The organism is Streptomyces gelaticus (genome assembly GCF_014649535.1).
In the GTDB taxonomy this organism is placed as follows: domain Bacteria; phylum Actinomycetota; class Actinomycetes; order Streptomycetales; family Streptomycetaceae; genus Streptomyces; species Streptomyces gelaticus.
In genome coordinates this window covers 339871-359582 of sequence record NZ_BMTF01000003.1, presented here as the reverse complement: position 1 = coordinate 359582, position 19712 = coordinate 339871, and the positions used below count along the sequence as shown (strand labels likewise).

Below are 19712 nucleotides of genomic sequence, written 5' to 3'. Positions count from 1 at the left end.
GCGCAGCCAGCCCTCCCGCTCATGACCTCCGTATTGCTAACCTTGGGCAATTCCCGAGGTCATCACATCGGCGTGAGGGCGCGAGGATGTCCTCATGGTGAAGAGTTCTGGGTGGATGCGATGCGTGGTGCACGCACGACAGCGGGCGTCCGGCAGCCCGACGGCCCTCATGGGCACGGGGCGGGTGCGGTGAGCGCGCCGCTGTACCAGCTGAAGGCCGAATTCTTCAAAACGCTGGGCCACCCGGTGCGGATCAGAGTGCTCGAGCTCCTGAGCGAGCGGGAGCACGCGGTCTCCGAGATGCTGACCGAGATCGGCGTGGAGGCGGCTCACCTCTCCCAGCAGCTGGCGGTCCTGCGCCGGGCCAACCTCGTCCTCCCCCGCCGGGAGGGCTCGGCCGTCTACTACTCGCTGGCCAATCCACAGGTCGCGGAGCTGCTGCGGGTCGCGCGGAGCATCCTGTCCGGTGTACTGGCCGGACAGGCCGAACTGCTGGCCGACCTCAAGGCCGCCGAATCCGGCACCCCGAGCCATCGCGAACCGTCCTGAGGCCCCGCCCCTCGTACCTGAACGAACGACCCGGCGAAGCGTGACTGCCTTCGTAGCCGTCAGGTCCGTTTCGAATCAGTACGTGAGAGGGTGAGGCGACGCCCGCCAGTTCCACGAAAAAGAGCCTCTGACCTGTGCTTTCGCTGGTCAGAAGCCCTGAGCGGCAGACGAGTCGGGCTGTACGCCGGGTTCTGTCGCCCGGTCGCCTCGCGGCGGCCGGGGAGACGGCCATCCATCTAGGACCGGCATTGCTGCCGGTCTCGTGCGGTCTACCCGCGAACTCGGGCGGGCCGCCCTCGATCATTCGCGCAGGGCCGTCTTGCGACGGCCCCTCTTGACCTTGCTCCGGGTGGGGTTTACCTAGCCGCCTGAGTCACCTCAGGCGCTGGTGGTCTCTTACACCACCGTTTCACCCTTACCGAGGACCGAGGTCCCCGGCGGTCTGTTTTCTGTGGCACTGTCCCGCGGGTCACCCCGGGTGGCCGTTAGCCATCACCCTGCCCTGTGGAGCCCGGACGTTCCTCGGGGAGATCCGGGGATCCCCACGCGGCCGTCCGCCCGGCTCGTCTGCCGTGCCGACCATGCTACCCGTCCGGCGAGGGCGGCCGGTCGGGGCCGGGTTCAGATGAGTTCCTCGGTCTCCAGATCGAAGGAGAACGGCGCGGGGAGAGCGAGCCGCTTGCCGAACGGGATCGTGCAGTGCTGCCGGTAGTCGTCGCCCTCCGGGTCGCTGAACAGCGTCACCGAGGACTGCTCCCGGTCCACCAGGAGGTAGAGCGGGATGGGTCCGCGGGCGTAGCAGTGGCGCTTGTCCGTGCGGTCCGCCCGGGGCTTGGTCGAGGTGACCTCGACGACGAGGGCCACTCCCTCGCACGGCATCCAGGGGTCGGCTCCCCGGTACAGACGCAGTTCGGTGGGGGCGAAGGTGCCGTCGGGAATGACGTGGTTCTTGGGACAGCGTCCGCCGCTCGTCAGCTTCAATCCCTTGTTCCCGGAAAAGTCCATGTCGGTCCGGGCCAGCCTGATCACCTGCTTCATGATCAGACTGATGTAGTCCTCGTGGTCCCCGTCCGGCGGCGGCGTCACGACAATTTCCCCCTCGATCAGCTCGGCCCGGAAGCCCTCCGGCGTATCGAGCGCCAGGAAGCCCTCCAGCAGGACGTCCGCCTGCGTGAGCGGTTCGTGCGGCATGGCAGTCATGTCACGCCCTTTCCTCGGTCGCTCGCCAGATTGGGGCATCGGTGGACCCGCCGTCCGTGAGAGGGGATTACACCCCTCGATCGTGGCACAGGCGGGCGCGGTGTTGTCGGATACGGAGAGGTGCGGCGAGTGCTTGACCCTGCCGCAGCGTCAACGTTTCTACTGGGTCCATGCGTATCGGAGAGATAGCCGCGCTCGTCGGGGTCACCTCGCGGGCGATCCGGCACTACCACCACGTCGGGTTGCTTCCCGAGCCGGGTCGCCGGGCCAACGGCTACCGCGTCTACAGCGTGCGGGACGCCGTGGTGCTCGCCCGGATCCGGCGGCTCACCGAGCTCGGGCTGGCGCTGGACGAGGTGCGGGACGTGCTCGCCGACGCGGCGGGGCGCGAGCTCATGGAGGTGCTGGCCGGGCTGGACGCGGATCTGGCCCGGCAGGAGAACGAGATCCGGGAGCGGCGGCGCCGGCTGGCCCGGCTGCTGGACGGGCCGGTCTCCGCCGAGGAGCCCGTGTCGCCGGCCCTCGCCGAGCTGCTGGGTACGGCGCCGGCGACCGGCTCGCCCATGGCCGCCAAGGACCGCGAGCATCTCGTCCTGCTGGACACCACCGGTGTCGGCGCCGAGATCCACGCCGCACTCGCGCCGCTGGCCGAGGACCCGGCCGTGCATGCGCTGTACGAGCGGCTGGACGAGCTGGCCGGGGCGGCCGTGAGCGATCCCCGGATCCCCGCGCTCGCCGCCGAGCTGGCGGCTGCGGTGCCGGACGAGGTCCTGGCGGCGATCCCTTCGGACGGGCCGGTCATGACGGGGATCGGTGAGGCGCTGCTCGACGACTACGCGCCCGCGCAGGCCGAGGTGGTGCGCCGGGTGATGGCGGCCCTGGCGGCGCGCGTGGCGGAGAGGGGTGCGGAATGAGCGTGCGCCGCCTCGTCGGGCACGAGATGCGTTCCCTGCACAGTCTCGGGCTCTGGGTGCTGCGGCGGCGTCATGCCGTTCCCGAGGGCGCCCTCGCCGTCCCGTACACCGGGCCGCAGACCGCGATGATGTACGGCCTGTTGTTCGTCTCCCTGGTCGAGACGGTGATGCTGGCCCTGCTGGTCCCGTGGCCGGTCGTGCACGGTGTGCTGCTCGTACTCGATGTGTACGGGGTGGTGTTCGTCCTGGCGCTGCACGCCTCCTGCGTGACCCGGCCGCATGTGGTGGACGCCGACGGTGCGCTGCGGATTCGCTACGGCGGGCGGTTCGACCTGCGGATTCCCGCCGATGCGGTCACCGGCGCGCGGGTCGAGCGGCGCTTTCCCGAGGGCGGGCCGGTGCTGCTGGGCGCGGACGGGGTGCTCGACCTGGTCGTGGGCGGTCAGACGACGGTGACGGTGGAGCTGGCCGGTCCGGTGGAGTTCGTGCGGCCGCTGGGGAAGCGCGGGCGGGCGCGGGCGGTCCGGTTCCACGCGGATGATCCGGGGGCCGCCGCGGCCGCGCTCACGCGGGGACGAAGAGCACCTTCGCCGAACCAGGATCCGCGCGGTCCAGCCTGACCCGCAGCCGCTCCCCCAGCGGGAGCTTCGTGTCGCCGCCGTCGATCCGGGCGACGACGGCCGGATCGTCGATGTGGACGGTGCCGGTGGTGGGTTCCTGCTCCGACACATCGACCACGTACGCGTCGAAGATCTCGCCGATCCGGTCCTTGAGCAGCGCGGCCTCGACGAGGTCGACGCACTCGCGCTCGACGGTGTTGGCGCGCCTGGCCCCGTCCGCCATCTCCTTCGGCAGGCCGGGCAGCGCGGCGCGGACCCACTCGGGCGGGTCCTGGTCCGCGACGGCGGCGAGGCACAGTTCGGCCGTGTACCGGTCGACGAGACGGCGCAGTGGGGCGGTGCAGTGCGTGTAGAGATCGGCGACGGCGGCGTGGACGGCGGGGGTGGGGAGTTCGCCGTGCTCGAAGACGGTGTACCCGGCGCCGCGCAGCAGGGTGGTGCACTCCTGGAGGAACGCGGCGTGGTCGGCCTTCCGGGGGTCGAGGGAGCGGACGACCTGGGCGTACGGGACGTGGTGCGGCCAGTCGATGTGCAGCGCCTCGGCGGAGCGGCGGAGCCGGGCCACGGCGCCGTCCGGGGCGACCGGCAGGGTGCGCAGGATGCCGGTGCCGGTCTCGTTCATGAGGCGGGCGGCGGCCATGCCGGTCAGCAGGGAGATCTGGGCGTTCCAGCCGTCGGCGGGCAGCGGGGCACGGTATTCGAGGCCGTAGCCGCCGTCGCGCTCGACGATCTCCTGCTCGGGCACGTTGAGGGAGATGCCGCCGCGGGCGACTTCCTGCTCCCGGCGGAGCCGTCCGATGTCGCGGAGCAGGGCGAGGGGCTCCTCGGCGGTGTCCGTGTCGATCTGCCGCTGGACGCCCGCGTAGTCGAGCCTGGCGCGGCTGCGGACGAGGGCCCGGCGCACCGAGGTGACCACGGCGGCGCCCTCGGTGTCGAGGTCGATCCGCCAGAGCACGGCGGGGCGGGTCTGCCCCGGCAGCAGGCTGGCGGCGCCCTCGGAGAGCAGGGTGGGATGGAGCGGCACCCTGCCGTCGGGGAAGTAGAGGGTCGTCACCCGGCGGTGGGCCTCGGCGTCCAGTGCGCCGCCGGGGCGTACGAAGGCTGCGACATCGGCGACCGCGTAGTGCACCCGGTAGCCGCGTCGGCGGCGTTCGAGGTACATGGCCTGGTCGAGGTCGGTCGATGCGGGCGGGTCGATGGTGAAGAGCGGCAGGTCCGTCGCGTCCTCGTGGGCCGGGACCGCCGGGTCCTTCACCGCCTGTGCCGCTTCGGCGAGGACCTCGGGCGGGAAGTCGTCAAAAAGGCCGAGCTCGGTGCGCAGTTCGCGCAGGGACGCCCCCAGCGGGGTGTCGGCCGGCCCGGTCATACGGAGATGGCGGCGGGGCATGGACCGAGCGTATGGCGGGGCGGGGCGGGCGGCATCCCGGGTGGCCGCCCGGCCGCTCCTGCGGTGCCCGTACGCTGGCGCGGGGTCTGGGTCTGTCCGGCCCTGATCCGCCGGACAGGCCCAGGCCCGCCGCCCCGACTGTGTGTACGAAGGAGAACCGCCGTGCTCGTGCTGTTGCCGCCCTCCGAAGGAAAGGCCGCCTCGGGGCGCGGGGCGCCCCTGAAGCCGGAGTCGCTGTCGCTTCCGGGCCTGGCCGAGGCGCGGGCGGCGGTTCTCGACGAGCTGGTCGAGCTGTGCGCGGCGGACCAGGAGAAGGCGCGCGAGGTGCTCGGACTGAGCGAGGGGCTGCGCGGCGAGATCGCGAAGAACGTGGAGCTCCGGACGGCCGGGACGCGTCCGGCCGGGGAGGTCTACACGGGTGTGCTGTACGACGCGCTGGACCTGGCCTCCCTGGACGCGGCGGCCAGGCGGCGGGCCGGGAAGTCGCTGCTGGTCTTCTCCGGCCTGTGGGGCGCGGTGCGGATGGGCGACCGGATTCCCTCGTACCGCTGCTCGATGGGTGTGAAGCTGCCGGGTCTGGGTGCGCTCGGGGCGTACTGGCGTGGCCCGATGGTGCAGGTGATGCCGGAGGCGGCCGGGGAGGGGCTCGTCCTGGACCTGCGCTCCTCCGCCTATGCCGCGGCCTGGAAACCGAAGGGCGAGGTGGCGGAGCGCACGGCGAGCGTGCGGGTGCTGCACTCCCAGCTGGTGGACGGGGTCGAGAAGCGGTCGGTGGTCAGCCACTTCAACAAGGCGACGAAGGGGCGGATGGTGCGCGATCTGCTGGTCTCAGGTGCGCGGCCGAAGAGGCCCGCGGAGCTGGTGGAGGCCTTGCGCGGGCTCGGGTACGTGGTGGAGGCCGAGGCTCCGGCGCGGGCCGGGCGGGCGTGGTCGCTCGATGTCGTGGTGACGGAGATTCACTGAGCCACCGGCCGTCCGAGGGTGGTTCACCGAGCATTGCGCGTTGCATCATGCGCAACGCTCGTTGCGTACGGTGTGTACGTCGCGCAAGATGGGCCCATGACCTCCTCTGTGCTGGACCTCGCCCCCGTCGTGCCCGTAGTCGTCCTGGAGGACGCCGCCGACGCGGTGCCGCTCGCGCGGGCCCTGGTCGCGGGCGGGCTCCCGGCCATCGAGGTGACGCTGCGCACCGCCGCGGCGCCGGCCGCGATCGGGGCGATCGCGGCCGAGGTGCCGGACGCGGTGGTGGGGGCCGGCACGGTCATCTCCGTACGGAATGTCGCCGACACCGTCGCCGCGGGGGCCCGGTTCCTGGTCAGCCCCGGCTGGACGGACCGGCTGCTGGACGCGATGAAGGCGTCGGGGGTGCCGTTCCTGCCGGGTGTCTCCACGACGTCCGAGGTGGTCGCGCTGCTGGAGCGCGGGGTCACGGAGATGAAGTTCTTCCCGGCCGAGGCGGCCGGCGGCACGGCCTATCTGAAGGCGCTCTCCGCGCCGCTGCCGCAGGCCCGCTTCTGCCCGACGGGCGGCATCTCCCTCGCGTCCGCGCCGTCCTATCTGGCACTGCCCAACGTCGGCTGCGTGGGCGGCAGCTGGATGGTCCCGGCGGACGCCGTCGCGGCGAAGGACTGGGCGCGCGTGGAACGGCTGGCGAGCGAGGCGTCGGCGCTGCGCGGCTGATTTTCCCTGCCCGCCCCTCCGTCCCGGGCCCGGTGGGTGCGCGGGCGCCCCTGCCCTCCGCCGAAGCGGAGGGCGCTCTGTCGTTCCGCCGGGACTCAACGGCTCCGAGGCCCGCCGGACGCACCGTCACATCCGTGCGGGAGCCGCCTCCCCCGCCTCACCGCAGGTGCGAGGTGTCGTTCAGCAGTCGAACCGACACGTTCCCGTCCGCGTAGTACGCCACCGCCGAGACCGAGGCCGCCGAGAGTTCCATCCGGAACATGGCTTCCGGCGGCGCGCCGAGGGCCAGTCGGATCAGGGTCTTGATCGGCGTCACATGGGTGACCAGAAGCACCGTGCGGCCCGCGTAGCGGGCGGTGAGGCGGTCGCGGGCGGCTGCCACCCGGCGGGTGACCTCGGCGAAGCTCTCGCCGCCGCCGGTGGGGGCCGCCTTCGCGGAGGCCAGCCAGGCGTCCAGGTCGGGGCCGTAACGCTCACGCACCTCGGCGAAGGTCAGGCCCTCCCAGGCTCCGAAGTCCGTCTCGCGCAGACCGTCCTCGATCCGGACCTCCAGGCCGAGCCGGGCCGCCACCGCGTCCGCCGTTTCGCGGCAGCGGCGCAGCGGGGAGCTGACGATCTCCTCGATCGTGCCGCGGGCGGCCAGCGCCTGGGCGATGCGTTCGGCCTGGTGGCGGCCGGCCGCCGAGAGTTCGGGGTCGCTGCCGCCGCTGCCGGAGAACCGCTTCTCGGGGGTGAGGGCCGTTTCGCCGTGCCGGAGCAGTACGAAGGTGGCGGGCGCCCCGAGGTCGGGTGCCGCTCCCCAGCCGACCCGGGGGGCCGCGGGGGAGGTGGCGCCGGGGCGGGAGGCCAGGGCCGCGCGGGCCTTGGCCGCGCCCGCCGCCGCGTCACCGGGCGGACCGGACACCGGGGGGAGGTCCGCGGTGGTCGAGGGCCGGGGGGTGTCGAGGGCGGCCGTGGACGCGGACGGCTCCCACTGCTTGCCGCGCCTGCCCGCGTCCATCGCCTCGTTGGCGAGCCGGTCGGCGTGCTTGTTCTTCTCGCGCGGGATCCACTCGTACGTGACGGCGGAGGCCGGCAGGATCCTGGCGGCCTCCGCCGCGAGCGGCTTCATGTCGGGGTGCTTGATCTTCCAGCGGCCCGACATCTGTTCCACGACCAGCTTGGAGTCCATCCGTACCCGCACCTGGACCGCGGCGTCCGGTACCAGCGCCCTCGCCGCCTTCAGGCCCGCGATGAGGCCCTTGTACTCGGCGACGTTGTTCGTCGCGACGCCGATGTACTCGGCGGCCTCGGCGAGGGTCTCCCCCGTCACCGGGTCGATGACGACCGCTCCGTAGCCGGCGGGTCCCGGGTTGCCCCGGGACCCGCCGTCGGCCTCGATGACGAACTGGCGCGGCTGGGTCATTACAGGCCCGACTCCGCCGTACGGACCAGGATGCGGCGGCAGTTCTCGCAGCGCAGGACGGTGTCCGGGGCCGCCGCCTTCACCTCGTTGATCTCGGTGATGTTCAGCTCCAGGCGGCAGCCCTCGCAGCGGCGCTGGTAGAGGCGGGCGGCGCCGACCCCGCCCTGCTGGACGCGGAGCTTGTCGTACAGCTTCAGCAGGTCCGCGGGGACCGAACCGGCGACCACCTCGCGCTCCCTGGTGACGCTCGCGGCCTCCTCGTCGAGCTCCTTGGTCGCGGCGTCGCGGCGGGCGGTCGCGTCGTCGGCCTTGGCCTGGACGGCGGAGACCCGGTCGGACAGCTCGGTGACGCGCTCCTGGGCGGACTCGCGGCGCTCCATCACTTCGAGGACGACGTCCTCCAGGTCGCCCTGGCGCTTGGCCAGCGAGGCGATCTCGCGCTGGAGGCTCTCCAGGTCCTTCGGCGAGGTGACCGCGCCGGAGTCGAGGCGCTGCTGGTCGCGGGCGGCGCGCTGACGCACCTGGTCGACGTCCTGCTCCGCCTTGGTCTGCTCGCGGGCGGTGTCGCTCTCCTCGGTCTGCGAGGCGACCAGCAGGTCGCGCAGTTGCGCGAGGTCGCTGGTGAGCGACTCGATCTCGGCGTGCTCGGGCAGCGACTTGCGCCGGTGGGCGAGCTGCGACAGGCGTACGTCGAGGGCCTGGACGTCGAGAAGTCGGATCTGGTCGGCGGGCGCGGCGTTCAGTTGGGGGCTCCAGAAGAGTGGTGGGTGGTGGTGGTCCAGGGGTCGGTGACCTGCTTCGAGACATGGACCCGCAGGCCCCATCCGTGGCGGTCGGAAATCGCGTCGAGCTGCGCCGCGGCCTGTTCGCACCAGGGCCACTCGGTGGCCCAGTGCGCGGCGTCGATCAGGCCGAGCGGGGAGTGCTGGATGGCTTCGGAGGCCGGGTGGTGGCGCAGGTCGGCGGTGAGGAAGGCGTCGACGCCCGCGGCGCGCACCGCGTCGAAGAGGCTGTCGCCGGAGCCGCCGCTGACGGCGACGGTGCGCACGGTCGCGGACGGGTCGCCGGCGAGCCGGATGCCCTGCGCGGTGGCGGGCAGCCGGGCGGCCGCGCGGGCGGCGAACTCGGCCAGGGTCTCGGGGTGGTCGAGCACGCAGATCCGGCCGAGACCGCGGCGGCCCGCGGGGTCGGCCGGGTCCGGTACGAGCGGGCCCTCGACGCGCAGGTCGAGCGCACCGGCCAGCGCGTCGGAGACGCCCGGGTCGGCGGTGTCGGCGTTGGTGTGGGCGACGTGCAGCGCGATGTCGTGCTTGATGAGGGTGTGCACGACCCGGCCCTTGAAGGTGTCGGCGGCGACCGTCGTCGTACCCCGCAGATAGAGCGGGTGGTGGGTGACGATCAGCTGGGCGCCGAGCCGGATCGCCTCGTCGACGATCTCGTGGACGGGATCGACGGCGAAGAGCACCCGGTCGACGACGGCGCCGGGGTCTCCGCAGACGGTACCGACCGCGTCCCAGCCTTCGGCCCGCTCGGGCGGCCAGAGAACGTCGAGCTCGGCGAGGACATCAGACAGACGGGGCACAAGCAAAGGCTACCTGCCCTCCGTGCCCCGTCGCCCGCGGCTGTGGCGGTCCGTGCGGACCGCCACGGCCTGCTCGCGGATCGTTACTTCACGAGGTCGGCGCGGAGGTCGTCGAGGACCAGGTCGGCGGCCGTGACACCGAGGCCGAGGTACCAGGTCTCGTCGGAGACGTCCTTGGCCCGGCCCTCCTTGACGGCCTTCAGGTTCTTCCACAGCGGGTTGGCCTGGGTGGTGTCCCGCTCGGTGGCCTTCACGTCGCCGTAGACGCCGGTGAAGATCCAGTCGGCGTCGGCCTCGTCGATCTTCTCCGGGCTGATCTCCGCGGCGAGATCGTTGATCTGCTGGTTCTTGGGCCGCGGCAGACCGGCGTCGTCGAGGATGGTGCCGATGAAGGAGGCCTTGGCGTAGAGGCGGATGCGGTCCGGCATGTAGCGGACCATGGAGATGGTCGGCTTGTCCGGGCCGATGTCCTCGCCGAGCTTCTTCGCCTTGGCCTCGTAGGCGCCGAGCTCGCTCTTCGCCTTCGCCGTCCTGTCCAGCGCGGCGGCGTTGAGAAGGTAGTTCTCCTTCCAGGTGAAGCCCGGACGGATGGAGAACACGGTCGGCGCGATCTTGGAGAGCTCGTCGTACTTGTCGGCGGCGCGCAGCTGGCTGCCGAGGATCAGGTCGGGCTTCAGGCCGGCGATCGCCTCGAGGTTGAGGTTGTTGATCGTGCCGATGTCCTTGGGGTTGCCCGCGTCCTTCTTCAGGTACGAGGGAATCGCCGCGGAACCCTCGGAGGGCGCGTAGCCGACCGGCTTCACGCCCAGCGACACGACGTTGTCGAGCTCGCCGACGTCCAGCACGACGACGCGCTTGGGGGCGGACTTGATCTCCGTCTTGCCCATGGCGTGGGTGAGGGTGCGCGGGAACTGGCCGTCCTTGGCGTCCGTCCCGTACCCGGCCGTCTTCTTCGCCGCGTCGGCGAAGTCCTTGCCGCCCGTGGCGACGGCCGCCTTCTTGTCGCCGCCCTCGGACTTGGCCGAGCCGCCCGACCCTCCGTCCTCGCTCCCGCAGGCCGAGAGGGAAAGGGCGGCAGCCACCGCCAGGCCGACTGCGGCGGTGCCGCGGCGACGAAGGGACATCACTTGCTCCAGTTGTAACGAACACACCGATACTGCTTAGGGCTGCCTAACCTTACTCATTCACCTCACGCCCAGCACAGCCACCCCCTCCCCCTCAGGCGAACACCGGCATCGCCACCCTTATGTGTGAAGTGACAGGTCTCGCGTTGTTCGGCAGGAAGTGCGAAAACTAGCTTCGGTTGCCGGAGGTGACCAGTCCATGGCTGTCTGTGCCATCGAGAACAGGACCGTAGGCGCGACCGGGGCCGCCGAGGACCACGGGAACGCGGTCCGGGAGAACGGCGAGCCCGAGGCGTCCGGCGTGCCGGACGACCCGCCGGACGCAGCCGAGGAAGCGCGTGGAAGGGGCGCGCCGCCCGGGACGGCCCCTGCCGTGCCCGCGTTCACGATCGCCGCGGACGGTTCGTACGCGGCCCGGCTCGCGCTCGCTCAAGTGGCGGCCGAGGCGTCCGGCGAGGCCGGCGGGGCGTGGTTCGTGGAGCGCTGGACGCTCGACGGACCCGAGCCGTACGCCGTACCACTCCCCCTCGACCAGCCGGAGGAGCCGGACTCCGAGGTGCTGCCGCTGGCCGACGGGCGGGTGCTGATCCGGCGCCGGGTGGCGGACCGGCACGCGGTGTCGCTGCTCTATCCGACCGGCCCCGGCACCGGTGAACTCCCGCTCGGCTCCGTCGAATGCGCGGAGCTGACCCTGCTGCCGCCCACGCCGGACGGTGTGAGCGCGTACGCGCTGTCGGCGGGTGCGCACTCCACCTCCGTCTGGCGAGTGGCGGGCGGCGCCTGCGGTCCCGAGCCGGTCGCGGAGGTCCCGGGGCGCTGCTCCGGTGGCGTCTGGCTGGACCGGACGGGCCGGATGCTGGCCCTGGACCGGGGTATGCCGGGCGGCGGCCCGGTCAAGGCGGTCGCCGTGGACCTGGAGCGGGGCGGCGAGGTGACGCCGCTGCTGCAGATCGCCCCGGACAGCAACGACCGGCTGCTGCTCGCCGACCCGGACAGCGGACTGCTGCTGATCCGCTCGGACGCGCCGGGACACGACCGGCTGGGGTGGGGCGTGCTCGGCAGCTGTCTGCCGGTGCGCTTCCCGGAGTGCCTGCACCCGGCCGATGTGGCGGTGACGCCGTTCGCCGTGCAGCCGGGCCAGATGCTGATGCCGGAGAGCTGCGCGGTGGCGCTGCGCATCGACGGGGCGGCGGGCAGCTGGGTCGGGGTGTGGCGCCCGGCCGGACGCCGGCTGCATCGACTCGCCGCTCCCCAGGGGTGGCAGGCCGGCCGCGGGGTGTGGACCCGGGACGGCGTGCTGAGACTTCCGTACACCCACGGGAACGTGGCGTGCGGTGTGGCCCTGCTGGAGGCACCGGACGACGACGAGCAGGGCTCACGGACGTCGGCGGAACCCGGCGCGGAAAGCGGTATGCAACCGTCCGCCGCCGACGCACCTCTCCCCGTGTGCAAGCCGATTCCACTGGGGCAGGCGCCTCTCACGGGGCGCACGGTGCCTGGTTAAAATCTGGGGCCGGCCCACGCAGCCGTATCCGGCGGTCGCCGATGGCGACCGCGCCGTGTTGCGGTTGGCGTGATCGGCCTGGTGACACACATACAAACGATCACAACGGGGTGACTTCCCACATGCCTGAAGCCCGAACCGACACGACCCAGACGCGTCCGGAGGACGCGGACCGGGCCGAAGCCGGCGGCTCCGGAAAGCACCGAGGGGATGAGTCGACGGACGACACGTCTGCACAGCCGCACGGCCGCCACCGCCGCCCCTCCGCGGGGGACAGCCGGGCGGCCTGACCGCGCGGAACAGCAACGAGGGACGGGTGGACCCCGGCAGCCGGAAGGCTGCCGGGGTCCACCCGTGTCCGCGGCGGCCGGGCTCCCGCCGGTCAGCCGCGTTTCAGGCCGAGCACCTCCGCCGCGGCGAAGGTCTCGTTCGGCGGGCGGTCCTCGTAGTACGGCGAGATCAGCTCGTCCAGCTCGTCGAAGGAGAACGTCTCCTTCGAGGAGTCGAACTTGGCCGCGACCCTGGGGCGTTCGACGATCGCGACCATACCGCCGTGCACGACGAGCAGCTGCCCGTTGACCTTGGCGGCGGCCGGGGAGGCCAGATAGCCCACCAGTGGCGCGACGTGTTCGGGGGCGAGCGCGTCGATCCGGCCGTCCGCCGGTTCCTGGAAGCCCGCGAAGACGTCCTCGGTCATCCGGGTGCGGGCCCGCGGGCAGATGACGTTGGCGGTGACTCCGTACCGGGCCAGAGCCAGGGCCGTGGAGGTGGTGAGGCCGACGATGCCGCCCTTGGCCGCCGCGTAGTTCGGCTGGCCCGCCGAACCGGCCAGGAACGCCTCCGAGGAGGTGTTGACGATCCGGCCGTGGACCGGGCCGCCCGACTCCTTGGACCGGGTGCGCCAGTGCGCGGCCGCGAAGTGCGTGGTGTTGAAGTGGCCCTTGAGATGGACCCTGATGACGGAGTCCCACTCGTCCTCGGTCATCGAGAAGATCATCCGGTCGCGCAGGATGCCCGCGTTGTTGACCAGGATGTCGAGCTTTCCGTAGGTGTCGACGGCCAGTTCCACCAGGGCGCGGGCCTGCTCGTGGTCGGAGACGTCGCCGAGGTGCGCGACCGCCCGGCCGCCCGCGGCCCGGATCTCCTCGGCGACCTCCTCGGCGGGCGTCGCGGACGCCTCGCCGGAGCCGTCGCGGCCCGGCTGTCCGTAGTCGTTGACGACCACGGACGCGCCCAGCCCCGCCAGTTCCAGCGCTTCGGCGCGTCCGAGGCCGCGGCCCGCGCCCGTGACGATCGCGGACATGCCGTCCAGGGGAAGTGACATCGGAATCTCTCCAGTCCTCTCGGGAGGGGCGGGGCGGTGGTCAGAGCTCGACGCAGGTGCGCAGCGACTCGCCGGTCCGCATCTGGTCGAGCGCGTCGTTGATCCCGTCGAGCCGCACCCGGTGGGTGATCATCGATTCGAGGTCGATCCGGCCGGCCCGCCAGAGTGCGATGGCCCGTTCGTACGAGCGGAGCACGTCGCCTCCTCCGTACATGGAGGGCAGGATCCGCTTCTCGTCGAAGAACAGCTCGAACATGTTGACCTGGAAGTTGTCGTCCATCGCACCCGCGCCGACGACGCACAGGGTGCCGCCGCGCCGGGTGTTCTCGTACGCGGTGCGCGCGGTGGCCGACTTGCCGACGACCTCGAAGACGTAGTCGAAGCCCTCGCCCGCGGTGATCCGCTGCTTGGCGTCGGCGAACTCGTCGGGCGACACCGCCTCGGTCGCGCCGAACCGGAGCGCCGCCTCGCGCCGGGAGGCGACCGGGTCCACGGCCACGATCTGGGCGGCGCCCTGCACCCTGGCGCCCTGGATCGTGGAGATGCCGACGCCGCCGCAGCCGATCACGGCGACCGACGAACCCGCCTCCACCCGTGCGGTGTTGATGGCCGCGCCGAGCCCGGTGGTCACCCCGCAGCCGATCAGCGCGGCGATCTCGAACGGAACGTCGTCGGGGATCGGCACCGCGCAGCCGGCGCCCACGACGACCTCCTCGGTGAAGGTGCCGGTGCCCGCGAAGCCGAATACATCGCCGCCGGGACGCTTGAAGTTGGGGGTGCCCGCGTTCATGAAACCGGCCAGGCAGAGCTGGGTCTGGCCGCGCTTGCAGGACGGACACGCCCCGCAGGCGGGCAGCCAGCAGACCAGCACGCGGTCCCCCGCGCTGAGCCCGGTGACACCGTCGCCGACGTCCATGACCTCGCCGGCGCCCTCGTGGCCCGGGATGAACGGGGCGGGCTGCGGCAGCACCCCGCTCATCGCCGAGACATCGGAGTGGCACAGCCCGGTGGCCCGGATGCGCAGCCTGACCTTGCCGGGGCCGAAGCCCACCGCCTCGACGTCGTCGAGGACCTCCAGTTTGTCCTGGCCGATCTCGTGCAGTACGGCTGCGCGCATGGTGCGGCTCCCCTCATGGGCCGGTGGAACGTGGACCGGTGGTTCTCTCGGAGTCGTCCGGGGCCGGGTTCGGGACCGGTCCCCGGTGCCGGTTCGCGTGCGGTTCAGGAGTGTTCGACGAAGGTGTCGCCGAGGACCACGGCGTCGTCCCGCTCCACGGCCTTCACCTCGACCCGCACCTGGTTCTCGGTGGTCCACATCTCGATGCGGAGGGTCTCGCCGGGGAAGACGATCCCGGCGAAACGGGTGCGGTAGGAGCGGATACGGGTCACATCGCCGCCGAGGACCGTGTCGGTGACGGCCTTGAGCGTGATGCCGTAGGTGCACAGTCCGTGCAGGATCGGCCGGTCGAAGCCGGCACGCGCGGCGAACTCGGGGTCGGCGTGCAGCGGGTTCCAGTCCCCGGAGAGGCGGTAGAGCAGCGCCTGGTCGGGGCGGATGGGCCGGTGCACGACGTGGTCCGGGGCGATCTCGGGGTACGCGACCCGCTCGGACGGGCCGCGTTCACCGCCGAAGCCGCCCTCGCCCCGGACGTAGATCTGGGCGTCGTTGGTCCACAGCGGGCCCTCGTCGTCGGCGGCCTCGGTGCGCAGGACCAGTACAGCCGCCTTGCCCTTGTCGTACACCGCGGCGACCTTCGAGGTCTGTACGGCGCTGCCCCGCACGGGGATCGGCCGGTGCACCCGTACGCTCTGCCCGCCGTGCAGGACGGCGGCGAGATCGATGTCGATGCCGGGCGAGGCGAGTCCGCCGAGGCCGCTCATGCCCGCGCCCGCGACGGTGGCGAAGGAGGGCAGCACCTGGAGCCGGGACTCCAGGGTGTAGCGCAGCTCGTGGGGGTCCACGGCGGGGTCGGCCCGGTCGGGGTCGGACCCGGCGCCGATCCCGAGGTGGTAGAGCTGTACGTCCTTGTGGTCCCAGCCGATCCGGCTGGAGCGGGGTTCGGCGGCGAGAGCCTTTTCGGCATCAATGGGCATGGGAGAGCTGCTCCTTGATGGTGGGAAGACCTCGGCGCGGCCGTCCGCACCGTCGGCCGCACCGAGGTCGCGCGGGACCGGCCGCCACGCCCGTTCTAGAACGCGTTCTAGCCGATGAACCCATGTATAACGCAGCGCCCAGCAGTTGTGAAGACCGCTACTGACATAGCGTCAGATCGCGTGGCCGGGTGAGCCGGTGGGTGTACCGAGCACCTCGCCACGGCGCGCGGCTCCCCGGAGGCGGGACCGCGCCCGGAGGGCGGCTTCGTGCTCGCCGCCGAAACTCCTGGCGGACGGACCGGGTGAGACGGATCCCAGGAACGCCTCGGCCACACCCCGCACGCGGGGCCGGTGAAGGGGGCCCGGGGCACCGTCCGACGCAACCCGTTCGTGTGCTGCTCTCCAAGAAGGCGGGCCTCACCACCTCACAACATGTCACCGTATGTCCGTGATCGCACTCAATCGGTTAGCGGCAGCCGTTGCTGCGACAGCCGTCCTCCTCTGCGGGCCCGCCGCGCCTGCACTGGCGGCGCCCCACTGGAACAAGAACATCGAGTGCAAGCAGACCGACCCGGACGGCAGGGTCATCCCCACACGCATCGGCAACCATGCGCTCGGCTGGAGCCACTTCTCCGGCAAGCACAACATCAGGAAGTGCAAGGTCGTCGACGCCGCCATCGCGGGCAAGGTCGACAAGAAGACGGGTGGCCGCCTCGAATACTGGGGAAACGCCCTCCGTGGACGCAGTGTGTTGAAGATCGTCGTAGTCGTCCAGTACACACGCAAGACGTCCGACGGCAGGTACAACGCCGGGGCGGGGCAGAAGATGGGCGTCATCACCGCCTACTGCAAGGGCATGAACAAGTGCCCGAACTGGCTGAACGAGTGACCTGCATGTACGAAGAGATCGCGGAGCAGCAGGCAGACATCACCCGGCTGCTGCTTCATCACATCCACGCCCCCCTCACCGACACCGACTACCTTCGTGGCGTCCTCCCCGTCCCACCACCCGATGGGGCGATCCGCGTTGCCATCGGCGCCAAGGAGGACCACGCTCCGGAACAGTTGCTCGCCTATGAGATCCCCGTGCGCCAGGGCGACGACCTCGTCACCGCATACGACGTGATCGGTATCCTGCGCACCCTGCTCACCGGCACGCACCTCTACTCCAGCGACAGCGTCAGCACCCTGATGGGCATGACCCTCGTCCGCGCAAACCTGGCTGCCGTGGAGCCGGCCGAGCCCACACCGGACGACAATGCCCTGACGATCCTGCGGACCATCGTCTCCCCCTGCACCGAGGAGCAGCCGGACCCGCGCCTGCGCGGATTCCTCTTCCTGGGCCAGGACCGGCTGCGTCTGTACCTCGACACCGAGGACGTCCCCGGGGTGATCGCCGCAGACGTACGACCGTCCGGTGCCGTCACAGCACTGCTCGCGGCTCTGCCGTCCTTGATCACGGAGGAGGAACGGATGGTCGTGGACAGCAGTGACCCGCACTGCTCCTGCGTGGTGGACCTCACCTACTGGTGAGAGAAGCTCGAAGCGTTGCTACGACAGACCACGGACAATGCGCGGATGCCCCGTTCACGGCGCACTGCGGAGGGACCGTCAAGTCCGGCTCAGGGCTGGGCGGACCGGTGGCGCGGCAGCCACAGCGCCATCAGCAGCAGTCCGCCCAGCAGCACCGTGCCGGCCGTCCGGAAGGCGAGTGCGTAACCGGCCGTGAGTTCCTCCGGTCCGGTGCCGCCCGCGGTACGAGCCGCCGCGACGGTGGAGAGCACGGCGAGACCGAGCGCACCGCCCATCGTGCGGGAGGTGCCGATGAGGCCCGAGACGAGACCGGCCTCCCCGGAAGCCGCGCCCGCAATGGCCAGCGAGGCGAGCGGAGTGGCCGCCAGTCCCGTACCAGCCATCATCAGGATGCCGGGCAGGCAGACCGAGGTGAGGTACGAGCCGTCGGCGCCCATCGTGGACTGCCAGCCGAAGCCCGCGGCGGCGACGGCCGTGCCGATGAGCGCCAGGTTCTTCGCGCCGGTCACGGCCATCACCCGGGGTGCGCACTTCGAGCCGAGGACGACCGCCAACGACGTGGGTATCAGGGCGAGTCCGGCCTCCATCGGGGTGTAGCCCAGCACGGCCTGGGCGTACACGGTCATGAAGTACCACATCGAGAACGTCGCCGAACCGATCACGAACGTCGCCGCGTTGGCCGATGTCACCACCCGCGCCCCGAGCACCCTCAGCGGCATCAGCGGCTCCGCCGTCCGGGCCTCCACCGCCACGAAGACGCCCAGCAGGGCCACCCCGCCGAGCAGCGGCGCCAGGGTCGCCGTCGCGGTCCACCCCGACTCCTCGGTCTGCACGATGCCGTACGCGACGGAGGCAAGGCCCGCCGTGACGAGTACGGCGCCCAGGAAGTCGATCCGCCGCCGGTCGCCCGCCCGGCCCTCGGCGAGCCAGAGCGCGGCCCCCGCCAGGACGAGCACACCGACCGGCACATTGATCAGCAGCACCCAGCGCCAGGAGAGCAGATCGGTGAGTACTCCGCCGATCAGCCCGCCGGCCGCGCCGCCGCCCGCACCGACGGCCATCCAGGTGCCGATCGCTTTCGTCCTGGCCGGGCCCTCCGGGACGGCGGTGGTGAGCAGGGTCAGGGTTGCTGGGGCGAGCACGGCGGCACCGAGCCCCTGCGCGGCGCGGGCGGCCAGCAACTGCCAGTCCTCCTGGGCGAGCCCGCCGGCCAGGGAGGCCGCGGTGAACAGGCCGAGTCCTATGAGGAACATCCGCTTGCGGCCGTAGATGTCGGCGGCGCGTCCACCGAGCAGCATGAATCCCGCGAACGCGATGGAGTAGGCGTTGAGCACCCATTGCAGTCCGGCCGCGCTCATGTCGAGGTCGGAACGCATGGACGGCAGGGCGACGTTGACGACGGACACGTCGAGCACGACAAGGAACTGCCCGACGAACGCGGCGAGCATCGCAGCCCAGGTGCGGGTACGGGTCCGCTCCTGCGGCAGGACCGGTGTCTTGACGTCAGCCATGCCGGTCATACTCGCACCTGGGCTGCGCACCGTACATCGGTATTCGGCCCGGGGCCGGACCGGCGGCACGGGCGGATGTACGCCCCTACCGCCGCAGCAGCGTCACCACCGCCGCTCCGCCGAGCCCGATGTTGTGTGCCAGGCCGGCCCGTGCGCCGGGCACCTGCCGGTCGTCGGCTTCTCCCCTCAACTGCCAGGTGATCTCCGCGACCTGGGCGATTCCGGTGGCGCCGAGCGGGTGCCCCTTGGAGATCAGTCCGCCGGACGGGTTGACCACCCACCGGCCGCCGTACGTGGTGGCCCCGGATTCGACGAGCTTCCCGGACTCGCCCTCGCCGCACAGGCCGAGCGCCTCGTAGGTGAGGAGTTCGTTGATGGAGAAGCAGTCGTGCAGTTCGATGACGTCCAGGTCGGCGGCCGAGAGCCCCGAGGCCTCGTAGACCTGCCGGGCGGCGGCCCGCGACATCGGCAGGCCCACCGCGTCGATGCAGGTCCCCGAGGCGAAGGAGTCGCCGGTGTCCGTGGTCATGGCCTGGGCGACGATCTCCACCGCCCGGTCGCCCAGGCCGTGGCTCTCGACGAAGCGCTCCGACACGACGACGGCGGCGGCCGCGCCGTCGGAGGTGGGTGAGCACTGGAGCTTGGTCAGCGGGTTGTGGATGGCCTTCGCGGCGAGTATCTCCTCGACCGTGTACGGGTCCTGGAACTGGGCGTACGGGTTGTTCACCGAGTGCCGGTGGTTCTTGGCGCCGACCGCGGCGAGTTGCGCCTCGGTCGTCCCGTACCGCTCCATGTGCTCGCGGGCCGCGTTGCCGAAGATCTGGGCGGTGGGCGGGCTCATCTCGAAACCGTGGGCGGCGGCCATGATTCCGTAGTGCCGGGCGACGGGCGACGTCCTGAAGTCGGCGGCACCGCCGTCCGCGCCACCGCCGCCGAGTGCGCCGCGCGTCATCTTCTCGAAGCCGAGCGCCAGGACGCAGTCGCTGCCGCCGCCCTCGACGAACTGCCGGGCCGCCATCAGCGCGGTGGAGCCGGTGGCGCAGTTGTTGTTGACGTTGTAGACGGGGATCCCGGTCAGGCCGAGTTCGTACACCGCGCGCTGACCGGCGGTGGAGGGCTGGAAGCAGTAGCCGACGACGGCCTGCTGGATCTGCTCGTACGCGAGACAGGCGTCGGCGAGCGCCGCTGTGCCGGCCTCCTTCGCCATGTCCCAGTACTGCCAGTCGCGTGTCTCGGGCTTCTCGAACTTCGTCATTCCGACACCGACGACGTATGCCTTCATGAG

Annotated in this window: 19 protein-coding genes and 1 other RNA gene; 8 read left to right on the top strand and 12 right to left on the bottom strand. The window is 71.7% G+C overall.

The window, feature by feature from the left end:
- Positions 1-189: 189 nt before the first annotated feature.
- Positions 190-549: an ArsR/SmtB family transcription factor gene (locus tag IE107_RS06480; RefSeq protein WP_189541932.1), complete on the top strand. Its 360-nt coding sequence runs from the start codon at positions 190-192 to the stop codon at positions 547-549.
- Positions 550-713: 164 nt separating this feature from the next.
- Here IE107_RS06480 and rnpB read toward each other — a convergent pair.
- An RNA gene (gene rnpB, locus IE107_RS06475) (RNase P RNA component class A) lies at positions 714-1115 on the bottom strand.
- Between the two features lie 55 nt (positions 1116-1170).
- Complete coding sequence (locus IE107_RS06470) at positions 1171-1740, bottom strand: Uma2 family endonuclease (RefSeq protein WP_189542138.1); 570 nt, start codon at positions 1738-1740, stop codon at positions 1171-1173.
- A gap of 179 nt (positions 1741-1919) precedes the next feature.
- Between IE107_RS06470 and IE107_RS06465 the strand changes: the two genes are divergently transcribed.
- Both IE107_RS06465 and IE107_RS06460 read left to right on the top strand, forming a co-directional pair.
- The gene (locus IE107_RS06465; RefSeq protein ID WP_189541930.1) at positions 1920-2663 is read left to right on the top strand and encodes a MerR family transcriptional regulator; all 744 of its coding nucleotides are present in this window, start codon (positions 1920-1922) and stop codon (positions 2661-2663) included.
- Positions 2660-3283 carry a hypothetical protein gene (locus IE107_RS06460; RefSeq protein WP_189541929.1) on the top strand — a complete coding sequence of 208 codons (624 nt, stop codon included), beginning with the start codon at positions 2660-2662 and terminating at the stop codon, positions 3281-3283. Before IE107_RS06465 ends, IE107_RS06460 begins: the two co-directional genes overlap by 4 nt.
- Here IE107_RS06460 and IE107_RS06455 read toward each other — a convergent pair.
- Positions 3228-4670: an RNB domain-containing ribonuclease gene (locus IE107_RS06455; RefSeq protein WP_373302401.1), complete on the bottom strand. Its 1443-nt coding sequence runs from the start codon at positions 4668-4670 to the stop codon at positions 3228-3230. The genes IE107_RS06460 and IE107_RS06455 overlap by 56 nt on opposite strands.
- Positions 4671-4832: 162 nt before the next feature.
- Between IE107_RS06455 and yaaA the strand changes: the two genes are divergently transcribed.
- Both yaaA and eda read left to right on the top strand, forming a co-directional pair.
- Positions 4833-5633, top strand: coding sequence for a peroxide stress protein YaaA (yaaA, locus tag IE107_RS06450; protein ID WP_189541927.1), 801 nt, complete (start codon positions 4833-4835; stop codon positions 5631-5633).
- 96 nt (positions 5634-5729) lie between these two features.
- The gene (gene eda / locus IE107_RS06445; protein ID WP_189541925.1) at positions 5730-6350 is read left to right on the top strand and encodes a bifunctional 4-hydroxy-2-oxoglutarate aldolase/2-dehydro-3-deoxy-phosphogluconate aldolase; all 621 of its coding nucleotides are present in this window, start codon (positions 5730-5732) and stop codon (positions 6348-6350) included.
- A gap of 157 nt (positions 6351-6507) precedes the next feature.
- Here the strand turns inward: eda and IE107_RS06440 are convergent, their stop codons facing one another.
- From IE107_RS06440 to IE107_RS06425, 4 genes are all read right to left on the bottom strand, one after another.
- Positions 6508-7755, bottom strand: coding sequence for a bifunctional RNase H/acid phosphatase (locus tag IE107_RS06440; RefSeq protein WP_189541923.1), 1248 nt, complete (start codon positions 7753-7755; stop codon positions 6508-6510).
- Positions 7755-8498 (bottom strand): zinc ribbon domain-containing protein, encoded by a 744-nt coding sequence (locus IE107_RS06435; protein WP_189542136.1) that lies wholly within the window; start codon positions 8496-8498, stop codon positions 7755-7757. The genes IE107_RS06440 and IE107_RS06435 overlap by 1 nt, the downstream gene beginning before the upstream one ends.
- Positions 8495-9337 (bottom strand): Nif3-like dinuclear metal center hexameric protein, encoded by an 843-nt coding sequence (locus IE107_RS06430; protein WP_189541921.1) that lies wholly within the window; start codon positions 9335-9337, stop codon positions 8495-8497. The genes IE107_RS06435 and IE107_RS06430 overlap by 4 nt, the downstream gene beginning before the upstream one ends.
- 83 nt (positions 9338-9420) lie before the next feature.
- Positions 9421-10461, bottom strand: coding sequence for an ABC transporter substrate-binding protein (locus tag IE107_RS06425; protein WP_189541919.1), 1041 nt, complete (start codon positions 10459-10461; stop codon positions 9421-9423).
- A 199-nt stretch (positions 10462-10660) separates the two neighbouring features.
- Here IE107_RS06425 and IE107_RS06420 point away from each other — a divergent pair, with 199 nt between their 5' ends.
- Positions 10661-11965, top strand: a complete 1305-nt coding sequence (locus tag IE107_RS06420; RefSeq protein ID WP_189541916.1) for a hypothetical protein — start codon at positions 10661-10663, stop codon at positions 11963-11965.
- Between the two features lie 382 nt (positions 11966-12347).
- Here the strand turns inward: IE107_RS06420 and IE107_RS06415 are convergent, their stop codons facing one another.
- The 3 genes from IE107_RS06415 to chsH3 all read right to left on the bottom strand — a co-directional run bounded on the left by IE107_RS06415 (position 12348) and on the right by chsH3 (position 15383).
- Positions 12348-13289 carry a 3-oxoacyl-ACP reductase gene (locus tag IE107_RS06415; RefSeq protein WP_189541914.1) on the bottom strand — a complete coding sequence of 314 codons (942 nt, stop codon included), beginning with the start codon at positions 13287-13289 and terminating at the stop codon, positions 12348-12350.
- Positions 13290-13329: 40 nt separating this feature from the next.
- Entirely contained in the window at positions 13330-14406 is a 1077-nt protein-coding gene (locus tag IE107_RS06410) for a Zn-dependent alcohol dehydrogenase (protein WP_189541912.1), read from the bottom strand.
- Positions 14407-14510: 104 nt separating this feature from the next.
- Positions 14511-15383 carry an enoyl-CoA hydratase ChsH3 gene (gene chsH3, locus IE107_RS06405; protein WP_189541910.1) on the bottom strand — a complete coding sequence of 291 codons (873 nt, stop codon included), beginning with the start codon at positions 15381-15383 and terminating at the stop codon, positions 14511-14513.
- A gap of 448 nt (positions 15384-15831) precedes the next feature.
- Between chsH3 and IE107_RS06400 the strand changes: the two genes are divergently transcribed.
- Both IE107_RS06400 and IE107_RS06395 read left to right on the top strand, forming a co-directional pair.
- Positions 15832-16272: a hypothetical protein gene (locus IE107_RS06400; protein ID WP_229866723.1), complete on the top strand. Its 441-nt coding sequence runs from the start codon at positions 15832-15834 to the stop codon at positions 16270-16272.
- Positions 16273-16277: 5 nt separating this feature from the next.
- On the top strand, positions 16278-16916 hold the full coding sequence (locus IE107_RS06395; RefSeq protein WP_189541907.1) for a hypothetical protein: 639 nt from the start codon (positions 16278-16280) through the stop codon (positions 16914-16916).
- A gap of 89 nt (positions 16917-17005) precedes the next feature.
- Here IE107_RS06395 and IE107_RS06390 read toward each other — a convergent pair whose 3' ends face one another.
- Both IE107_RS06390 and IE107_RS06385 read right to left on the bottom strand, forming a co-directional pair.
- Complete coding sequence (locus tag IE107_RS06390; RefSeq protein ID WP_189541905.1) at positions 17006-18436, bottom strand: MFS transporter; 1431 nt, start codon at positions 18434-18436, stop codon at positions 17006-17008.
- Between the two features lie 76 nt (positions 18437-18512).
- Entirely contained in the window at positions 18513-19709 is a 1197-nt protein-coding gene (locus IE107_RS06385; protein WP_189542134.1) for a lipid-transfer protein, read from the bottom strand.
- Between the last annotated feature and the right edge of the window lie 3 nt (positions 19710-19712).

Excerpts from the sequence above, each read along its gene's own strand:
- IE107_RS06470 (WP_189542138.1), bottom strand. The coding sequence starts at position 1,740 with ATGCCGCACGAACCGCTCACGCAGGCGGACGTCCTGCTGGAGGGCTTC.
- IE107_RS06465 (WP_189541930.1), top strand. The coding sequence starts at position 1,920 with ATGCGTATCGGAGAGATAGCCGCGCTCGTCGGGGTCACCTCGCGGGCG.
- IE107_RS06460 (WP_189541929.1), top strand. The coding sequence starts at position 2,660 with ATGAGCGTGCGCCGCCTCGTCGGGCACGAGATGCGTTCCCTGCACAGT.
- IE107_RS06455 (WP_373302401.1), bottom strand. The coding sequence starts at position 4,670 with ATGCCCCGCCGCCATCTCCGTATGACCGGGCCGGCCGACACCCCGCTG.
- eda (WP_189541925.1), top strand. The coding sequence starts at position 5,730 with ATGACCTCCTCTGTGCTGGACCTCGCCCCCGTCGTGCCCGTAGTCGTC.
- IE107_RS06440 (WP_189541923.1), bottom strand. The coding sequence starts at position 7,755 with ATGACCCAGCCGCGCCAGTTCGTCATCGAGGCCGACGGCGGGTCCCGG.
- IE107_RS06425 (WP_189541919.1), bottom strand. The coding sequence starts at position 10,461 with ATGTCCCTTCGTCGCCGCGGCACCGCCGCAGTCGGCCTGGCGGTGGCT.
- IE107_RS06420 (WP_189541916.1), top strand. The coding sequence starts at position 10,661 with ATGGCTGTCTGTGCCATCGAGAACAGGACCGTAGGCGCGACCGGGGCC.
- IE107_RS06415 (WP_189541914.1), bottom strand. The coding sequence starts at position 13,289 with ATGTCACTTCCCCTGGACGGCATGTCCGCGATCGTCACGGGCGCGGGC.
- IE107_RS06410 (WP_189541912.1), bottom strand. The coding sequence starts at position 14,406 with ATGCGCGCAGCCGTACTGCACGAGATCGGCCAGGACAAACTGGAGGTC.
- chsH3 (WP_189541910.1), bottom strand. The coding sequence starts at position 15,383 with ATGCCCATTGATGCCGAAAAGGCTCTCGCCGCCGAACCCCGCTCCAGC.
- IE107_RS06395 (WP_189541907.1), top strand. The coding sequence starts at position 16,278 with ATGTACGAAGAGATCGCGGAGCAGCAGGCAGACATCACCCGGCTGCTG.
- IE107_RS06390 (WP_189541905.1), bottom strand. The coding sequence starts at position 18,436 with ATGACCGGCATGGCTGACGTCAAGACACCGGTCCTGCCGCAGGAGCGG.
- IE107_RS06385 (WP_189542134.1), bottom strand. The coding sequence starts at position 19,709 with ATGAAGGCATACGTCGTCGGTGTCGGAATGACGAAGTTCGAGAAGCCC.